The organism is Pseudomonas sp. CFBP 5748, assembly GCF_053850495.1.
This window is the reverse complement of sequence record NZ_JBSPTN010000007.1, coordinates 345,783-362,659: the sequence shown is the minus strand read 5'-3', so window position 1 is coordinate 362,659 and position 16,877 is coordinate 345,783. Positions and strand designations below refer to the sequence as shown.

General features: G+C 61.2%; 11 protein-coding genes. 3 read left to right on the top strand and 8 right to left on the bottom strand.

The features are described from left to right. Positions 1–134: 134 nt before the first annotated feature. From ACWNZ1_RS18690 to glnE, 8 genes are all read right to left on the bottom strand, one after another. Positions 135–1,592, bottom strand: coding sequence for a lipopolysaccharide kinase InaA family protein (locus ACWNZ1_RS18690; RefSeq protein WP_256454136.1), 1,458 nt, complete (start codon positions 1,590–1,592; stop codon positions 135–137). Continuing rightward, positions 1,592–2,344 (bottom strand): lipopolysaccharide kinase InaA family protein, encoded by a 753-nt coding sequence (locus ACWNZ1_RS18685; protein WP_135843379.1) that lies wholly within the window; start codon positions 2,342–2,344, stop codon positions 1,592–1,594. Before ACWNZ1_RS18685 ends, ACWNZ1_RS18690 begins: the two co-directional genes overlap by 1 nt. Further along, on the bottom strand, positions 2,341–3,075 hold the full coding sequence (locus tag ACWNZ1_RS18680; protein ID WP_135843378.1) for a lipopolysaccharide kinase InaA family protein: 735 nt from the start codon (positions 3,073–3,075) through the stop codon (positions 2,341–2,343). The genes ACWNZ1_RS18685 and ACWNZ1_RS18680 overlap by 4 nt, the downstream gene beginning before the upstream one ends. Then, entirely contained in the window at positions 3,075–3,881 is an 807-nt protein-coding gene (gene rfaP, locus ACWNZ1_RS18675; protein ID WP_135843377.1) for a lipopolysaccharide core heptose(I) kinase RfaP, read from the bottom strand. The genes ACWNZ1_RS18680 and rfaP overlap by 1 nt, the downstream gene beginning before the upstream one ends. Then, on the bottom strand, positions 3,878–5,002 hold the full coding sequence (locus ACWNZ1_RS18670; protein ID WP_135843376.1) for a glycosyltransferase family 4 protein: 1,125 nt from the start codon (positions 5,000–5,002) through the stop codon (positions 3,878–3,880). The genes rfaP and ACWNZ1_RS18670 overlap by 4 nt, the downstream gene beginning before the upstream one ends. Further along, positions 5,002–6,060: a lipopolysaccharide heptosyltransferase I gene (waaC, locus tag ACWNZ1_RS18665; RefSeq protein WP_135843375.1), complete on the bottom strand. Its 1,059-nt coding sequence runs from the start codon at positions 6,058–6,060 to the stop codon at positions 5,002–5,004. Before waaC ends, ACWNZ1_RS18670 begins: the two co-directional genes overlap by 1 nt. Position 6,061: 1 nt before the next feature. Further along, positions 6,062–7,096: a lipopolysaccharide heptosyltransferase II gene (gene waaF, locus ACWNZ1_RS18660; protein WP_265072625.1), complete on the bottom strand. Its 1,035-nt coding sequence runs from the start codon at positions 7,094–7,096 to the stop codon at positions 6,062–6,064. 192 nt (positions 7,097–7,288) lie between these two features. Continuing rightward, the gene (gene glnE / locus ACWNZ1_RS18655; protein WP_135843373.1) at positions 7,289–10,228 is read right to left on the bottom strand and encodes a bifunctional [glutamate--ammonia ligase]-adenylyl-L-tyrosine phosphorylase/[glutamate--ammonia-ligase] adenylyltransferase; all 2,940 of its coding nucleotides are present in this window, start codon (positions 10,226–10,228) and stop codon (positions 7,289–7,291) included. A 383-nt stretch (positions 10,229–10,611) separates the two neighbouring features. On the opposite strand from glnE, the gene aceE reads away from it, so the two are divergent. From aceE to ACWNZ1_RS18640, 3 genes are all read left to right on the top strand, one after another. Continuing rightward, complete coding sequence (gene aceE / locus ACWNZ1_RS18650) at positions 10,612–13,257, top strand: pyruvate dehydrogenase (acetyl-transferring), homodimeric type (RefSeq protein ID WP_135843372.1); 2,646 nt, start codon at positions 10,612–10,614, stop codon at positions 13,255–13,257. 11 nt (positions 13,258–13,268) lie between these two features. Then, a complete protein-coding gene (gene aceF, locus ACWNZ1_RS18645) occupies positions 13,269–14,912 on the top strand; it encodes a dihydrolipoyllysine-residue acetyltransferase (protein ID WP_135843371.1) in 1,644 nt (547 codons plus the stop codon). A 426-nt stretch (positions 14,913–15,338) separates the two neighbouring features. Further along, positions 15,339–16,730 carry an alkaline phosphatase D family protein gene (locus tag ACWNZ1_RS18640; RefSeq protein WP_456027800.1) on the top strand — a complete coding sequence of 464 codons (1,392 nt, stop codon included), beginning with the start codon at positions 15,339–15,341 and terminating at the stop codon, positions 16,728–16,730. The last annotated feature ends 147 nt before the right edge of the window (positions 16,731–16,877 follow it).

The following is a 16,877-nucleotide window of genomic DNA, read 5'->3' as shown; positions in this document are numbered from 1 at the left end:
CGGCATTAAGCCTCTAGGGGCAAGCGGCAAGCTAGTGGTGAAGGGTTATCGAGGGACTGGTGCAACCGCAGCTATGGCGAGGGAGCTTGCTCCCTCGTCACCGGTTCAGCGACTACCTTAAGTGAACAGCAGCATCAGGTAGATAAGACGCCATCGACTGTTTTAGGCAGCCGCTGATCAATCACCCGATACAACGCACTGTCCTGCGGCCAATTGCGCATGAACCGCGCGCGATCCCGGGTGTAGGCCGAGGCGAAGCTGGCGTGGGTGCGGTGTTGGCACATGGAATCCAGGTCGATCAATGCCCATCTATCCCCCTGCCAGAACAGGTTGTGGCCCTTGAAGTCACCGTGGCTGATGCGCTCGCGTATCAGGTCGGCAAACAGCCGGTCCAGTGCCAGCAATTCGGATTCCGGGGCTTCGCCGCTTTCCACGTAGGGAGCGAAACGCTCGATGATGTCGGGGCCCGACAGGTGCTCAGTCACCAGGTAGGCGCCACGGCGCATCCACAGGAAACGCTTTTCCAGCAAGGCCAGCGGCTTGGGCGTGGCGATGCCGAGGAAAGCCAGGCGATGGCCTTCGCGCCAGGCATGCCAGGCGCGGCTCGGGCGCCAGAAGCGCTTGAGCCAGTGGGCGAAGTTCTTGATGTTGTAGCGCTTGATCACCAGGGGACGACCGTTGACATCGACTTTGCCGACGCTCGCCGCGCCACCGGTCTTGTACAGATGGCTCTGGTCGAGCAAGGCATCAGCCTGCTCCAGCACCGGTATCATGGCCGCTTCTTCATCGCGCCGGATCGCCCGCAGGCCGAACGGCCCGCGCCGCACGCTGAACAGGCTGCACTCGCGCCCAACCTTTTCCAGAAAGTCCTTCAGCCGCCAGGCATGGACCTTGTCGATCTGTTTTTGCAGGGCTTCCATCGGCAGCGCGTGCTCGGCGTTGCCCAGCAAGTAGTGCACCAACAATTCTTCATTGAACGGTTCGAGGGACTTGGGCAATTGGGCGAAAAACACCCCCAGATTCTCCAGCACCTTCTGCCGCGACAACGGTTGGCCTGGGGTTTCGACGCGAATGCCCGCACCGTCGATCAAATAGAGCTTGCCGTCGTGACGTAGCAAATTGTCCAGGTGCAAATCTTCTTGCCACAAGCCTTTGCCGTGCAGTTGCGCAATGGCGCCCAGGGCTTCGGCCAATACCGCCGTTTGCTCGTCAGCCAGCAATGGCAAGTGCTCGACCTGTTTCCAGGCATCCCCCAGGCTCTCGGCGCCTTCGAGCAGTTCGAACAACAACCAGCCGCCTTCACCCTCTTTCAGGCCATCGGCGAGCAACAGCGGCGTCGTCAGCCCTTGCTCCGCCAGCAGGCGCACGCCTTGCAGTTCCCGTTGAAAATGCCGGGCGGCCTTGCTGCCCACCAACAACTTGGCCAGCACCGGCCGGCCGCGCCAGACGCCCGCACCGACGTAACGCTGCCCCGGCAACACCCGCAACAGCGAAAGCAGCTGCAACTTCGCCGGACCGGCGGCATCGGCCAGCTCCAGGCTCAGGGGCAGGCTGGGACTGCGGCCAGCGCTCTTCAATTCGGACAAGTGCATCAACGGGCTTCCTTGTGGCTGCGCCGGATGGTCAGGCGGGTCATCCAGCTGTCGACCAGCGCACTGTCGAGCGGCTGGTCCAGATAGACAGATAGCAATTGGCGCACATCATCGTGACTCCAGATCGAGGCGCGACGCAGCAATGGCTCCAGATCCTTGATCCGATCCCGCTGGCCGAACAGCAGTGGCCGGGTCTTTTCCAGATCGATCAATTGCGCCTGGTAACCGCTGTCGCTGGCTTGCAGAAAGATGTGTTTTGGATAGAAGCAACCGTGCACCTGATGCATGCCGTGCAGGCGCCGCGCCAACTGGCCGCAGGCTTTCAAAATGGTGGTGCGTTGCGCCGCCGTCAGGGTCGGCCAGCGCTGCAGCAGTGAATCCAGGTCATCCCAGCCGTCCAGGGCACGAGTCAGCAAGACCGCTCGCACCTCGCCGTTCACCTTGCGCTGGCCATAGAACACCGCTTGCAGGGCCGGAATCCCCAACTGGCGATAACGGCTGATGTTGCGAAACTCCCGGGAAAAACTCGGCTCGCCAAACGGGTGGGACAAGGTCCGGGTCAGGTAATTGCTCTGGCGCTTGAGGTAATAGCCCTGCCCCTCCAGCTCCAGCCGGAACACGCTGCTCCAGCCACCGCCCGAGGTATTGGGTTCATCCACCGCGTCCAGTTGCCGTGCCCACAAGGCCTCAAAGCTGTCCAGGCCGTGACGTTGCAGCAACGCCCGGTCTTCAGCGGCCAGGAAATCAGTCATTCACGCCCCTCGAAAAATCTCACCACGTGACGGATGCGTTTCTTGTCACACGCATCGAGTCGGTCGTGCTGACGGTATTGCAGGTAAAAGCGCAGGCGTTGAGTGGCCGACAAGTGGTATTTGGCCACTTTATCCAGGCACGCCAGGTCCTTGGTGATGCGGTACTTGAGCCAGAAGCCGCGCCAGAAATCACCGTTCGGGCAATCAATCAGAAACAGCTTCGACTGGTCATCGATCAGCAGGTTGCGCCACTTCAGATCGTTATGGGTGAAGCGATGGTCGTGCATGGTCCGCGTATAACCGGCCAATTGCTGGCTGACCCGGTCGACCCAGGCGCGATCTGTCAGCCTCGAATCGTGACGCTCGGCCAGGGCAGAGAGGTCTTCGGTATGCGGCAGTTCGCGGGTGATCATCGCGCCACGGGCATAGGCCGCGCCGTTTCGCTCCAGGCCCCAGGCGACGATTTCGGCGGTAGGGATGCCCCACTTGGCGAAGCGCTTGAGGTTCTGCCATTCGGACTTGACTCGCGGCCTGCCCAGGTAACGGCGCAAGCCCTTGCCCGCCCCGACGTAGCGCTTGATGTAATAATTCACGCCGTTGCGCTGCACCCGGATCACCTCTGAGAGCGGGTCGCGGGTCAAACGCTCCCCTTGCAGGGCAAACACCGCTTCGAGACTGCCAAAATCCTCTGTCAGCTCGGCATAGGCCGGCTCCAGCGTCCAACCCGACATCAGAGCGCGTCCCCGTACCGTTGTTTACGGGCATAAAGCTTGTTGGCCTTGCCTTCGAGCCAGGCCAGCAGCGAAGCCTCTTCAGCCAGGATCCGGCGCAGCGGCTGCTGGAAGTAGCCCTTGAGGAAACGCAGCTTGTCGCGACGGGTCAGACCGATGTCCAACGCCGAAAAATACAGCGCCGCGAGGTCTTTGTTGCGCCAGCGAGTGGTGATGGCCGGACGGGTCTGGGCGCGGTGCAGGTCAATCACCGAGAGTTTGAAATCCCCAGGCGTCACCGGTTTGTCGGTGTGCAGCAGAAAGTGACAGATGTAGCAGTCGCGATGGTTGACCCCGGCGCGGTGCATCATGCCAGTCATGCGCGCGACTTCGGCGATCAGTGCACGCTTGAGCGTCGGCTGCGGTGGCTGCTTGGCCCAGTCGATGCTGAAATCTTCGAGGCTGACGGTCGGCGCCAGCTCTTCGGTGACGATAAAGGAGTGCTGATCCGCCGGGTTGCTGCCCTTCTCGCCATACGCAACGGCGGTCATGGTCGGCACACCGACTTCCTGCAAACGCTGGATGGCTTTCCACTCCTGCCCTGCGCCGAGTACCGGTAGCTTGGCGGTGAGCAGGTTCTTGAAGATTTCGCCCCAGCCAATGCCCCGGTGGATCTTCACGAAAAAGCCGCGACCATCCACCTCCGTGCGCAAGGTGCGCCGGGCTTCCAGTTCGCGATAGACCTCGCCCTTGAGCGCCTCGACTTCGGCGAACGCATCGCGCCCGGCCCAAAGGCTCTTGAACGGTTCGGCCAGCATCAATTTCATTGCGCGTGCTCCGCCAATATCACATCGGCCGCGTGCTGCGGCATGCTGTAGAGGTCGGCCGTCTCGGCGAAGGCCAGCCCGTTGCGGCTCCAGGCCGTCCGTGCGTCAGCGTCGCTCAACATACGCCCCAGGTATTCGGTGAGCTGGGCCTGTTCGAATGGCTCGTCGAGCACCAGGCCGCTGTCGGCCTCGGCGATGTAATGGGCGTACCCACACACCGCGCTGACCAACACCGGCAACCCGGCCACCAGCGCCTCGAGCAATACGGTGCCGGTGTTCTCGTTGTACGCCGGATGGATCAACAGGTCGGCACCCAACAGGAAACGCGGAATATCGCTGCGCCCCTTGAGGAAACGCACGTTCTCACCAAGCCCTAGCGCGGCGCTCTGGAGTTGGAATACTTTGGGGTCGTCCTGGCCAATTACAAATAGCCGGGTGCGTTTTCTCAACTCGGTGGGCAACGCGGCCAGGGCCTTGAGGCTGCGATCCACGCCCTTGGTCTTGAACCCGGAACCGATTTGCACCAGCAGCAGGTCATCGTCGGCCAGCTCGAATTCGGCACGGAATGCAGCACGGACTTCGTCGGCATCGGCGGGCCGACGCCGGTCCAGGGCGATGCCCGGCGGCAGCAGGTGAAAGCGTTCCAGCGGCGTGCCGTAGTGCTTGATGAACAGCGGCTGCTGGACTTCGGAGATCATCAGCACGTCGGTTTTGGCATCCTTGGCGAACACCGCCCGCTCATACTCGGCGAAGTGCCGGTAGCGGCCCCAACGCCGGTACAGCGAGTTACGCAGGTTCTGCGCCTTGTCTTCGAAACAGCCGTCGGCGGCGTAATACACGTCCAGGCCGGGCATCTTGTTGAAGCCGATCAAACGATCCACCGGGCGCTTGGCCAGGTCGGCTTCCATCCACGCGCTGAGTTTCTCGTTGCGGCGGTGGTTGAACAGCGCCTTGACCGGCGCCACCAGCACTTCGAAGCCCGGTGGGACGTCACCTTCCCAGATCAGCGTATAGACGCGGATCTGGTGACCGCGTTGCTGGCATTCCAGGGCGATGCGCATGAAATCACGCTGCAAGCCTCCGAAGGGGAAGTACTTGTAAAGGACAAAAGCCAATTGCATCAGCGCGGCTCCTCAGCCAATAACGTGCTCAGGTGGCTGGCAACACGCTCGGGGTTCAGACGCGTGAAGCACAGGGGCTGCTCGCGTTTCAGGTCAAATCGCCGGGCATCTTCGGCGGTCGGCGGGTAAGTGCATTGTTTCTGCATGCAGGGCGCGCAAGGGAAATCGCTGGCCAGGTGAATCTGACTCTTGCCATAGGCGCCGGTCAGCTGCGGATTGGTCGGGCCCAGCAGCGAAATGGTCGGCACGTCCAGGGCTGCGGCCAGATGCCCGAGACCGGTATCCACTGCCACGCAGGCCTGGGCCCCGGCGAGCACCTTGCCGACGCCGCCCAGGTTCAGTTTCGGCAGCACCTCGACATTGCGCAGGCCCTTGGCGATCCGCTCGGCCCGGGCTTTCTCCAGCGGGTTGCCCCACGGCAGCTTCACCACCACGCCGAGCTGGCCCATGCGTTCGGTGAGTTGACGCCAGTAGAGCTCCGGCCAATGCTTGGATTCCCACGTCGTGCCGTGCAGGAACACCACATAGGGATATTTGCGCGGCAATTCGACCAGGCGATCGACGTTCAGGCCATAGCTGCCCTGGGTCTTGGGCAGGTCATACCCCAGCGCCAGGGCAAACAACTGCCGCACGCGCTCAACCGCGTGCTGACTACGGGCCACCGCCAGGCGGCGCGAATAGAAACGCGCGGCCAAGGGTTCGCGTGCCGAGTGCTTATCCAGGCCAGCGACCGGGGCCTTGACGTAACGGGTTAGCCAGGCGCTTTTCAGCAGGCCTTGGGCGTCGATGACCAGGTCGTACTTTTCGCCGCGCATGCTCTGCTTGAAACGTCGCCACTCGCCGCTCTTGATGGTTTGCCAGAGGTTCTTGCGCCAGCGACGAATCGCCACTGGGATGACCTTGCCCACGGCCGGGTGCCAGGTTGGGATTTCAGCGAAACCTTCTTCCACCACCCAATCGAATTTAATGCCGGGAATCGCCCGCGCCGCGTCAGTCAGCGCCGGCAGCGCGTGAATCACATCCCCGAGCGAAGAGGTCTTGATCAGCAATACCCGCAAGTTACTTAACCTCCACGGGTGTGCCTTGCAAACGCTCCAAGGCTTCGTTCACCGACAGCGGCATGAGCTGGCGCAGGCAGTTGTAATGACCGAAGCGGCAGGTGCGGTCGAAGCACGGGCTGCACTCGATGCCCAGGCGCACGACTTCGACCTTGTCGGCCAGCGGTGGCGTGAAGCCTGGCGAGGTGGAACCGTAGACCGCCACCAACGGGCGGTTCAGGGCCGCAGCCACGTGCATCAGGCCGGAGTCGTTGGACACCACGGAATCGGCGCAGGACAGCAAGTCGATCGCCTCCGCCAGGGACGTATCGCCGCTGAGGTTCACCGACTCCTCGCGCAGGCCCGGGATCAGCCGCGAGCGGATGTCCTCGCCTACCGGGTGATCTTTTTTCGAGCCGAACAGCCAGACTTGCCAGCCGTCGCGAATCTTCGCCTCGGCGACCAGGGCGTAATGCTCCGCCGGCCAGCGCTTGGACTCACCAAATTCGGCCCCCGGACACAGAGCCAGCACCGGGCGGTCCAGGCTCAAGCCGAACTTGGCCAGCGCCGCCTCACGGCTGACCGGATCGATCGCAAGGCTGGGGCGCGGATACGGTTGGGGCAACTGGGCACCCGGCTCGCAGGCCAGGGCCATGAAGCGCTCGATCATCAGCGGGTAGCGGTCTTTGTCCAGCGTGCGTACGTCATTGAGCAGACCGTAACGGAACTCGCCGCGCCAGCCGGTACGCTTGGGGATCCCGGCGAAGAACGGCACCAGCGCCGACTTCAGGGAATTGGGCAGCAGGATCGCCTGGTCGTACTGACCGGCCAGGGATTTACCGATGCGTCGACGGGTCGCCAATTCCAGCACGCCGTGGCCGAGCGGGAAGCTCAAGGCCTTGCGCACTTGGGGCATACGCTCAAGAATCGGCCGACTCCACTCGGGAGCCAGGACGTCGATTTCGCACTGTGGATGACGCTGTTTCAGGCACTGGAACAGTGTCTGCGCCATCACCATGTCACCGACCCAGCTGGGCCCAACGATCAGAATATTCATGTGGTTTCCAAAAACGATGCGGGGAGGTCTACGCCTCCCCGCCTCGAGAATCACTGTGGCTTAGGTCGTTGCCCGTTGCCTTCAATCTACAACTGTGGGAGCGAGCTTGCTCGCGATGAGGCCGTCACATCCAATATCAACGCTACCTGACCCAGCGCTTTCGCGAGCAAGCCCGCTCCCACATTTAAATCTTCAGCTCAGCCCCAGCTCACGCCAGATCCGCAGCACCTGCTGGCGCTCATCCACGAACTGGTCGCCGGTAATCACCCCGGCATCTTTCTGCAAGGCCTGGCGGTGAGCGGCGGAGCGGTAGGCTTTATAGGCCTCGCGCAACAGGGTGGCGTCTTCTACCGGCATCAAGCCAACCTCCTGCAACCCTTCCAGGATGCGGATGTTATCGGTGTAGCGCAGCAGCGACGGGTGTTCCTCGGACCACGCCAGGGCCGCGTATTGCACCATAAATTCAATATCGACGATACCTCCGGCGTCCTGCTTGAGGTCGAAGGGTGCCGTGGCCTCGAAGGCATTCGGCGCGGTCCCGGCGGCGGTGGCCTTGCTGCCGAGGTTATCGCGCATCTTGGCGCGCATCTCGCTGACCTCCTGGCGCAGCGTCGGCAAGTCACGCTTGCGTCCCAGCACCTGGGCGCGGACCTTCTCGAACGCCTGGCCCACGTCCTGGCTGCCCACCAGAACACGGGCCCGCACCAACGCCTGATGTTCCCAGGTCCAGGCTTCGTTCTCCTGGTAACGGGCAAACGCCCCCAGGGAACTGACCAGCAACCCCGACGCTCCGGAAGGTCGCAGGCGCATGTCCACTTCGTACAGCTGTCCGGAGTTGGTCTGGGCCGTCAGCAAGTGAATGATCCGCTGGCCGAGCCGGGTGAAGAACTGCGCGCCATCGATAGGTTTCGGCCCATCGGTTTCCGCCTGGGGATCGCCATCGTGGATGAACACCAGGTCCAGGTCGGAACCATGCCCCAATTCCAGGCCGCCGACTTTCCCATAACCGACAATAATGAAGCCCGGATCGCACAGGCTGCCGTCGGTGCGCAGTGGCACGCCGTGTTTGGCCGCCGTCTGGCGCCAGGCCAGGGCCAGTACTTGCTCGAGGATCGCCTCGGCCAGCCAGGTCAGGTAGTCGCTGACTTTCATCAATGGCAGGCTGCCGGCGATTTCCGAGGCTGCCACCCGCAGACGGTGCGCCAGCTTGAAATGCCGCAGCGCCTCCATCTGCTGCTCCAGGTCATCCTCGGGGATCCGCGTCAGACGCTCACGCAACTCCGCTGCCAGCTCCGGCGCCAGGGGCGGCTTGAACAAACGCCCCTCGTTGAGCAGTTCATCGAGCAACAGTGGGAAACGCGTGATCTGCTCGGCGATCCACGGGCTCGCCGCACACAGCGTCAGCAAGCGCCGCAGGGCCCCGGGGTTTTCCGTCAGTAGCACCAGGTAGGCCGAACGACGGGCCACCGCTTCCACCAGCGGCAGCACCCGCTCAAGCACCAGGTCCGGGTTGGCATGTTCAACGGCCTGGGCCAACAGGCGTGGAATGAACGCATCCAGGCGCTCGCGCCCCAGGCGCTGCATCGCGCGCAATTGCGGGCTGCCGCGCAGAGCGGCCAGGGCCTTGAGGGCTTTGGGCGCATCGACAAAACCGCCCGCCTCCAACTGGCGACACGCCGCCTCTTCATCCTGGCTGTCTTCCCACAACGGCAACCATTCGCCGCCGACCACCACTTCGCTTTCGCTGCCCTCGTCTTCATCCGGATCAGCGATAACCTGGCCGAAATGCCAGGCCACACGCCCGCGCCAGTGCATCAATTGCGCATGGAAGGCCGTCCAGTCGGCAAAACCCAACATGAACGCAATGCGCGCCTGGTCCTGCGGGCTGTCCGGCAGCATCTGGGTCTGACGGTCGGCAATGGCCTGGATCGCGTGTTCGGTATAACGCAGGAATTCATAGCCCTGGCGCAACTCGTCGATCACCTTGGCCGGCAGATAGCCCTGGCCTTCCAAGGTGCCCAACACTTTGAGCAACGGCCGTTGCTGCAAGCTCAAGTCGCGTCCGCCGTGGATCAGTTGAAACGCCTGGGCAATGAACTCCACCTCGCGAATGCCGCCCGAGCCCAGCTTGATGTTGTCGGCCATGCCCTTGCGCCGCACCTCCTGCTGAATCAGTTGCTTCATGGTGCGCAGCGCTTCGATGGCGGAAAAATCCAGGTAACGCCGATAAACGAACGGGCGCAACATGTCGAGCAACTGCGCACCCGCCACCTGGTCGCCTGCCACCACCCGCGCCTTGATCATGGCGTAGCGTTCCCAGTCGCGGCCCTGATCCTGGTAATACTGCTCCAGCGCGTTGAAGCTCAGCACCAACGCACCGGCCGAACCATAGGGGCGCAGACGCATGTCGACGCGGAACACGAAGCCATCGACAGTCATCGGGTCCAGGGCCTTGATCAGGCGCTGGCCAACGCGGATGAAAAACTCCTGGTTATCCAGCGGTCGTTTCACGCCGACGGTTTCGCCGCCCTCGGGGTAGGCAAAAATCAGGTCGATGTCCGACGAAAGGTTCAGCTCCACCGCACCGAGCTTGCCCATGCCCAGGATGACCATCTGCTGCGGCTCGCCGCTACGCCGCCCGGTGGGTACGCCAAATTGTTGGCTGAGGCGCTGATATAGCCATTGGTAAGCCTGGTCGATGCAGGTGTCGGCCATGTCCGAAAGGTCGCGGCAGGTCTGGACCAGATCGGCCTGGCGGGTCAGGTCACGCCAGATGATCCGCACCTGCTGGCGGGTGCGCTGGCGGCGCAGGACGCGGCCCAGTTCATCTTCGGTCTCGGCGGCTTGCACCGCGGCACCGATCTGCGCGCACATTTCACCAGGGGCCAGGCTGCGGTCCAGTTCGCCGCTGCGCACCAGTTCCAAGAGCATCACGGGGTCACGTAGACTCTGCTCGCTGACAAAGTCGCTGGCAGCGGCAACGCGCTTGAACGCGTCCCAGCGCTCGGGGGTCCAGGCCGACAGGCCGTGGTCGTCACCCAGCAACGCGACCACCGCGCGGAACGACTGCTCGGCACGGCTGACCAATGACTGGAGAATGGCCGGAATTTCGGCAAGCGAGGGCAGGCTCATGGTCTATCCTTGATCGGCGCGGGAAAGGCTGGATGTAGTGTTTTTTCAAAAGACACTACCTGATCGACTGTCGAACAAAGATGATAAATAGCTGAAAATCTGATTTTATTGGCAGCCGGCATCAAGTTTTTACCTGTTCGTGTTGGCTAAAGACCAACAGTAACGATTATTCTCACAACAAAACGAGAGGCCACGAGCCGCTCATGTGTAGTTTTACTACTCGTCTATACATTCGAAAGGCTGAAACGGCCGACGATTTGTAGTAAAACTACACGCCGCCGAGCCAACCTTCGGCAATCCAAGAATTTATAATCGTCTGCCCACAAGGCCAGTCGCAAACTCAGGCAACCGATTCTGGTAGCCTTTCCGCCCTGGAGCAAGCCATGCAAGACCTCGATCCCGTCGAAACCCAGGAATGGCTGGACGCCCTGGAATCGGTTCTCGACAAAGAAGGCGAAGACCGTGCTCACTATCTGATGACCCGTATGGGCGAACTCGCAACCCGCAGCGGTTCGCAATTGCCTTACGCCATCACCACGCCGTACCGCAACACAATTCCCGTCACCCACGAAGCACGCATGCCTGGCGACCTGTTCATGGAACGCCGCATTCGCTCGTTGGTACGCTGGAACGCAATGGCCATGGTGATGCGTACGAACCTGAAAGATTCTGACCTGGGCGGTCACATCTCCAGCTTCGCCTCCAGCGCAACCTTGTACGACATCGGCTTCAACTACTTCTTCCAGGCCCCGACCGACGAACACGGCGGCGACCTGATCTACTTCCAGGGTCACACCTCGCCAGGCGTCTACGCCCGTGCGTTCATGGAAGGCCGCATCACCGAAGAACAGATGAACAACTTCCGCCAGGAAGTGGACGGTCAGGGCCTGTCGTCCTACCCGCACCCTTGGCTGATGCCTGATTTCTGGCAGTTCCCGACTGTATCCATGGGCCTGGGCCCGATCCAGGCGATCTACCAGGCACGCTTCATGAAGTACCTGGAAGCCCGTGGCTTCATCCCGGAAGGCAAACAGAAAGTCTGGTGCTTCCTGGGCGACGGCGAGTGCGACGAGCCAGAATCCCTCGGCGCGATCTCCCTGGCCGGCCGCGAGAAGCTCGACAACCTGATCTTCGTCATCAACTGCAACCTGCAGCGCCTCGACGGCCCGGTTCGCGGCAACGGCAAGATCATCCAGGAACTCGAAGGCGTGTTCCGCGGTGCCCAGTGGAACGTGACCAAAGTCATCTGGGGCCGTTTCTGGGACCCACTGCTGGCCAAGGACGTCGACGGCATCCTGCAACGTCGCATGGACGAAGTCATCGACGGCGAGTACCAGAACTACAAGGCCAAGGACGGTGCGTTCGTCCGTGAGCACTTCTTCAACACGCCTGAACTCAAGGCGATGGTTGCAGACCTGTCCGACGACGAGATCTGGAAACTCAACCGTGGCGGCCACGACCCGTACAAGGTCTACGCGGCGTACCACGAAGCGGTCAACCACAAAGAACAACCGACCGTCATCCTGGCCAAGACCATCAAGGGTTATGGCACCGGTGCCGGCGAAGCGAAGAACACTGCGCACAACACCAAGAAAGTCGATGTCGACAGCCTGAAGTTGTTCCGCGACCGCTTCGACATCCCGGTCAAGGACGAAGAGCTGGAGAACCTGCCGTTCTTCAAGCCGGAGCCGAACAGCGCCGAAGCCCGTTACCTGAGCGAACGCCGCACCGCACTGGGAGGCTTCGTGCCACAGCGCCGCGCGCAGAGCTTCAGCGTTCCGACGCCGTCGCTCGATACCCTCAAGGCCATTCTCGATGGTTCGGGCGACCGTGAGATTTCCACCACCATGGCCTTCGTGCGGATCCTCGCGCAACTGGTCAAGGACAAGGAAATCGGCCCGCGCATCGTTCCAATCATTCCGGACGAAGCCCGTACCTTCGGTATGGAAGGCATGTTCCGTCAGTTGGGCATCTACTCCTCCGTCGGCCAGCTCTATGAGCCAGTCGATAAAGACCAGGTGATGTTCTACAAGGAAGACAAGAAGGGCCAGATCCTCGAAGAAGGCATCAACGAAGCGGGCGCCATGAGCTCCTTCATCGCTGCCGGTACTTCGTACTCCAGCCACAACCAGCCGATGCTGCCGTTCTACATCTTCTACTCGATGTTCGGCTTCCAGCGTATCGGCGACCTGGCCTGGGCCGCTGGCGACAGCCGCACCCGTGGCTTCCTGATCGGCGGTACCGCTGGCCGGACCACGCTGAACGGCGAAGGCCTGCAACACGAAGACGGTCACAGCCACATCCTGGCTGCCACCATCCCGAACTGCCGCACCTTTGATCCAACCTACGGCTACGAGCTGGCGGTGATCATCCAGGACGGCATGAAGAAGATGACCGAAGAGCAGCAGGACGTCTTCTACTACATCACCGTGATGAACGAGTCCTACCAGCAGCCAGCCATGCCGGCCGGTGTAGAGGAAGGCATCATCAAGGGCATGTACCTGCTCGAAGAAGACACCCGCGAAGCGGCGCACCACGTCCAACTGATGGGCTCCGGCACCATCCTGCGCGAAGTGCGTGAAGCAGCGAAGATCCTGCGTGAAGAGTTCAACGTCGGCGCTGACGTGTGGAGCGTTACCAGCTTCAACGAATTGCGTCGCGACGGCCTGGCCGTAGAGCGCAGCAACCGTCTGCACCCTGGCCAGAAGCCCAAGCTGAGCTATGTCGAAGAATGCCTGAACGGCCGCAAAGGTCCGGTCATCGCCTCTACCGACTACATGAAGCTGTTCGCCGAGCAGATCCGTCAGTGGGTTCCTTCCAAGGAATTCAAAGTGCTGGGCACCGACGGTTTCGGCCGTAGCGACAGCCGCAAGAAGCTGCGTCACTTCTTCGAAGTCGACCGTAAGTTCGTTGTGTTGGCAGCCCTGGAAGCCCTGGCTGACCGTGGCGATATCGAACCTAAGGTGGTGGCCGAGGCCATCGTCAAGTTCGGCATCGATCCAGAAAAACGCAACCCACTGGACTGCTGAGGAGAATTTTCGTGAGCGAACTCATTCGCGTACCTGACATCGGCAGCGGTGAAGGTGAAGTAATTGAACTGTTTGTGAAGGTCGGCGACCGTATCGAAGCCGACCAGAGCATCCTGACCCTTGAATCGGACAAGGCCAGCATGGAAGTGCCTGCGCCGAAGGCCGGTATCATCAAGAGCCTGAAAGTGAAGCTGGGCGACCGCCTGAAAGAAGGCGACGAACTGCTGGAGCTGGAAGTCGAGGGCGCCGCTGCGGCGCCTGAAGCGGCTGCTCCTGCTGCGGCCCCGGCGGCTGAAAAGCCTGCCGCTGCTGCACCGGCTGCCGCGGCAGCTCCCGCCCCGGCCGCTGCGCCTGCCGCCGCCACGGTCCAGGACATTCATGTTCCGGACATCGGCTCGTCGGGCAAGGCCAAGATCATCGAAGTGCTGGTCAAGGTCGGCGATACCGTCGAAGCCGACCAGTCGCTGATCACCCTGGAATCCGACAAGGCCAGCATGGAAATCCCATCGCCAGCCGCCGGTGTGGTGGAAAGCGTCGAGATCAAGCTGGAAGACGAAGTGGGCACCGGCGACCTGATCCTGAAGCTGAAAGTGGCCGGTGCTGCGGCACCTGCCGCGCCAGCCCAGGCCGCAGCACCCGCTGCCAAGACCGAAGCTGCTCCGGTGCCGGCCGCCGCCGCGCCTGCCGCCAAGGCCGAGGCGGCTCCAGCCCCTGTCGCCGCGGCTGCGCCAAGCGGTGCCAAGGTGCACGCCGGTCCTGCGGTGCGTCAGCTGGCCCGTGAATTCGGTGTCGAGCTGTCTGCCGTCAGCCCGAGCGGCCCACACGGCCGCGTGCTGAAGGAAGACGTGCAGGCTTACGTCAAGGCCATGATGCAGAAGGCCAAGAACGCACCGGCCGAAGGCGGCGCCACGGGCGGCGCAGGCATCCCGCCGATCCCGGCGGTAGACTTCAGCCGTTTCGGCGAAACCGAAGAAGTGGCCATGACTCGCCTGATGCAGATCGGCGCGTCGAGCCTGCATCGCAGCTGGCTGAACATTCCGCACGTGACTCAGTTCGACCAGGCCGACATCACCGAGCTGGAAGCTTTCCGCGTCGCGCAGAAAGCCGTGGCGGAAAAGGCCGGCGTGAAGCTGACCGTGCTGCCGCTGTTGCTCAAGGCCTGTGCGCACCTGCTCAAGGAGCTGCCAGACTTCAATGCCTCCCTGGCTCCAAGCGGCAAGGCTGTAATCCGCAAGAAGTACGTGCACATCGGCTTTGCCGTCGACACCCCGGAAGGCCTGCTGGTACCGGTCATCCGCAACGTCGACCAGAAGAGCCTGCTGCAATTGGCTGCCGAAGCGGCTGCCCTGGCCGAAAAGGCCCGGAACAAGAAGCTCACCGCCGACGACATGCAGGGCGCCTGCTTCACCATCTCCAGCCTCGGCCACATTGGCGGCACCGGCTTCACGCCGATCGTCAACGCGCCGGAAGTGGCGATCCTGGGTGTTTCCAAGGCCACCATCCAGCCAGTCTGGGACGGTAAAGCCTTCCAGCCGAAGCTGATGCTGCCACTGTCGCTGTCCTACGATCACCGTGTGATCAACGGCGCCGCCGCTGCACGCTTCACCAAGCGCCTGAGCGACCTGCTGGGCGACATCCGCACCATCTTGCTGTAACACCGGGCGGCCCTCCCTTGCGGAGGGCCATTCGGAACACTGTTTTCCGAGCGCCACGCTCGTACCTCAACCCCGCCCGTTTGGCGGGGCTTTTTTTTGCCTGAAATTTAAGTCGAACATCATGGAGGTGTGGGCATGCCGGCCTCATCGCGAGCAAGCTCGCTCCCACAAGGGCCTCATTTATTGCAAGTACGATGCAGCACCGCAAATCCATTGTGGGAGCGAGCTTGCTCGCGATGGCGGAATGTCAGGCAACACGGCAATTTTCCTACCACACAAGTTTTAAATGACTACGCCTTCTATTAGTCATTACCCACAACTTGCGCCCCCTTCCCTACCAATATTTATGGCTCGCCGGGCTTTAGCATCAAACCGCCAAAGCAACTTGATACTTGTACCCAATAAAAACTTCGAATGGATTCGAATATGTTCAAACCTACCGTCGGCCCTATTGTCGGCCACACAACAACGGATCACGCACGGATATTCCTGCGTGGCGACCGCGATAACAACCTGGTATTCGCCGGTATTCGCCATAGGCGCCAAGGCGATAAAACCTGGTCGAAAGGGCATTTTGTCCAACTGAAGGCCTACCGTGACATGTCCGATGTCATCGTCTTGCAAGGCCTTCAACCCGACACCACCTATGAATACCAGGCAGGTTGGCTCAGCCCCTTAAGCCCGACCCATACCGTGGAAACGGTTCAGGAACTGCCGTTGCAATGGCCCAGGGAAACTTACTGTTTACGCACCCCAACCAGTAAAACCAGCACACCACGCGCTTATATCGTGGGCTCTTGCCGTTACCTGCGGATCACGCGTGGCATCCCGTTGCTGCCCGGGCTGGGGGACCGCACTTTTGCCGGCATCAATCGCATCGTGGAGCAGGCCAACCCGCCGATCAGCGCCGTCTTGATGACCGGTGACCAGGTTTACCTCGATGACTTGAATGTGCTTGCCCCGGACCGAAACTATAAAAACATTCTCTTTAAATACCGCACCGCCTTTGCCCAGCCACAGATCAGAAAGTTAATGTCTGCAGTGCCCACTTACATGACCCTCGACGACCATGAAATCGAAGACAACTGGCCGGCCAATAAAACCGGTAACGACGAAGTCTTATACGCCAACGCCATGAACGCTTATGCGCTTTACCAGGCCAGCCACAGCCCAACCCATGAACTTTCAAGTGATGGAACATTAAATAAATCGTTGAAACGCTACTGGTACCGATTTGCCCACGGCGATATCGAATGGTTCGTCACCGACAGCCGGACCCAACGCAACCTGTCGGCCGACGATCGGCGCATCCTGGACGAGGAACAGGAACAGTCGTTGCTCAAATGGCTTATCCACAGCCCTGCCCGGGTCAAATTCGTCGTGACCAGTGTCATGTTCTTCCCTGACAGCAAACGCAATGACGGGGACGCCTGGCAGGCCTTCCCACAACAACGCCTGCGCCTGCTGGAAACCATTCGCAGCCATGGGATCAAAAACGTGATTTTCGTATCCGGTGATGTCCACGGCTCCATGACCAGCCGCCTGCTTCATAGCCAGGATCCTGATTTTGAAGTCAACACCCTCGTCTCCTCGCCGTTTTACAACAGCAAACTGCTGCCTTTTGCAAAATCCTCGGACTTTATTTTCGACCACCCCCTGGCCCGGACTGAAAACGGTGAATATCAATATGAACTGACCAGCAAAGTGGTCAGCCAGAACAATTTCGCCCGGCTGTATGTCACGGCGCAGAGCGTTCAGGTCACTTTTCACGACCGCGACGGCAGCCCACTGCAAACGCTCGATATCCCGTTGCGCTGACGGGTGGTATAACCACCCAGGCCCTCTGATCGACTGGCAACTGTAGAAATCCCCTTGCCGGCCGATAAAGGTTTATAGCACTTGGCCTTCATCTCTCTTGTCAGCCAGTGCCGCAATGATGCAACCTTGCCGCAGTCCGTAATAACA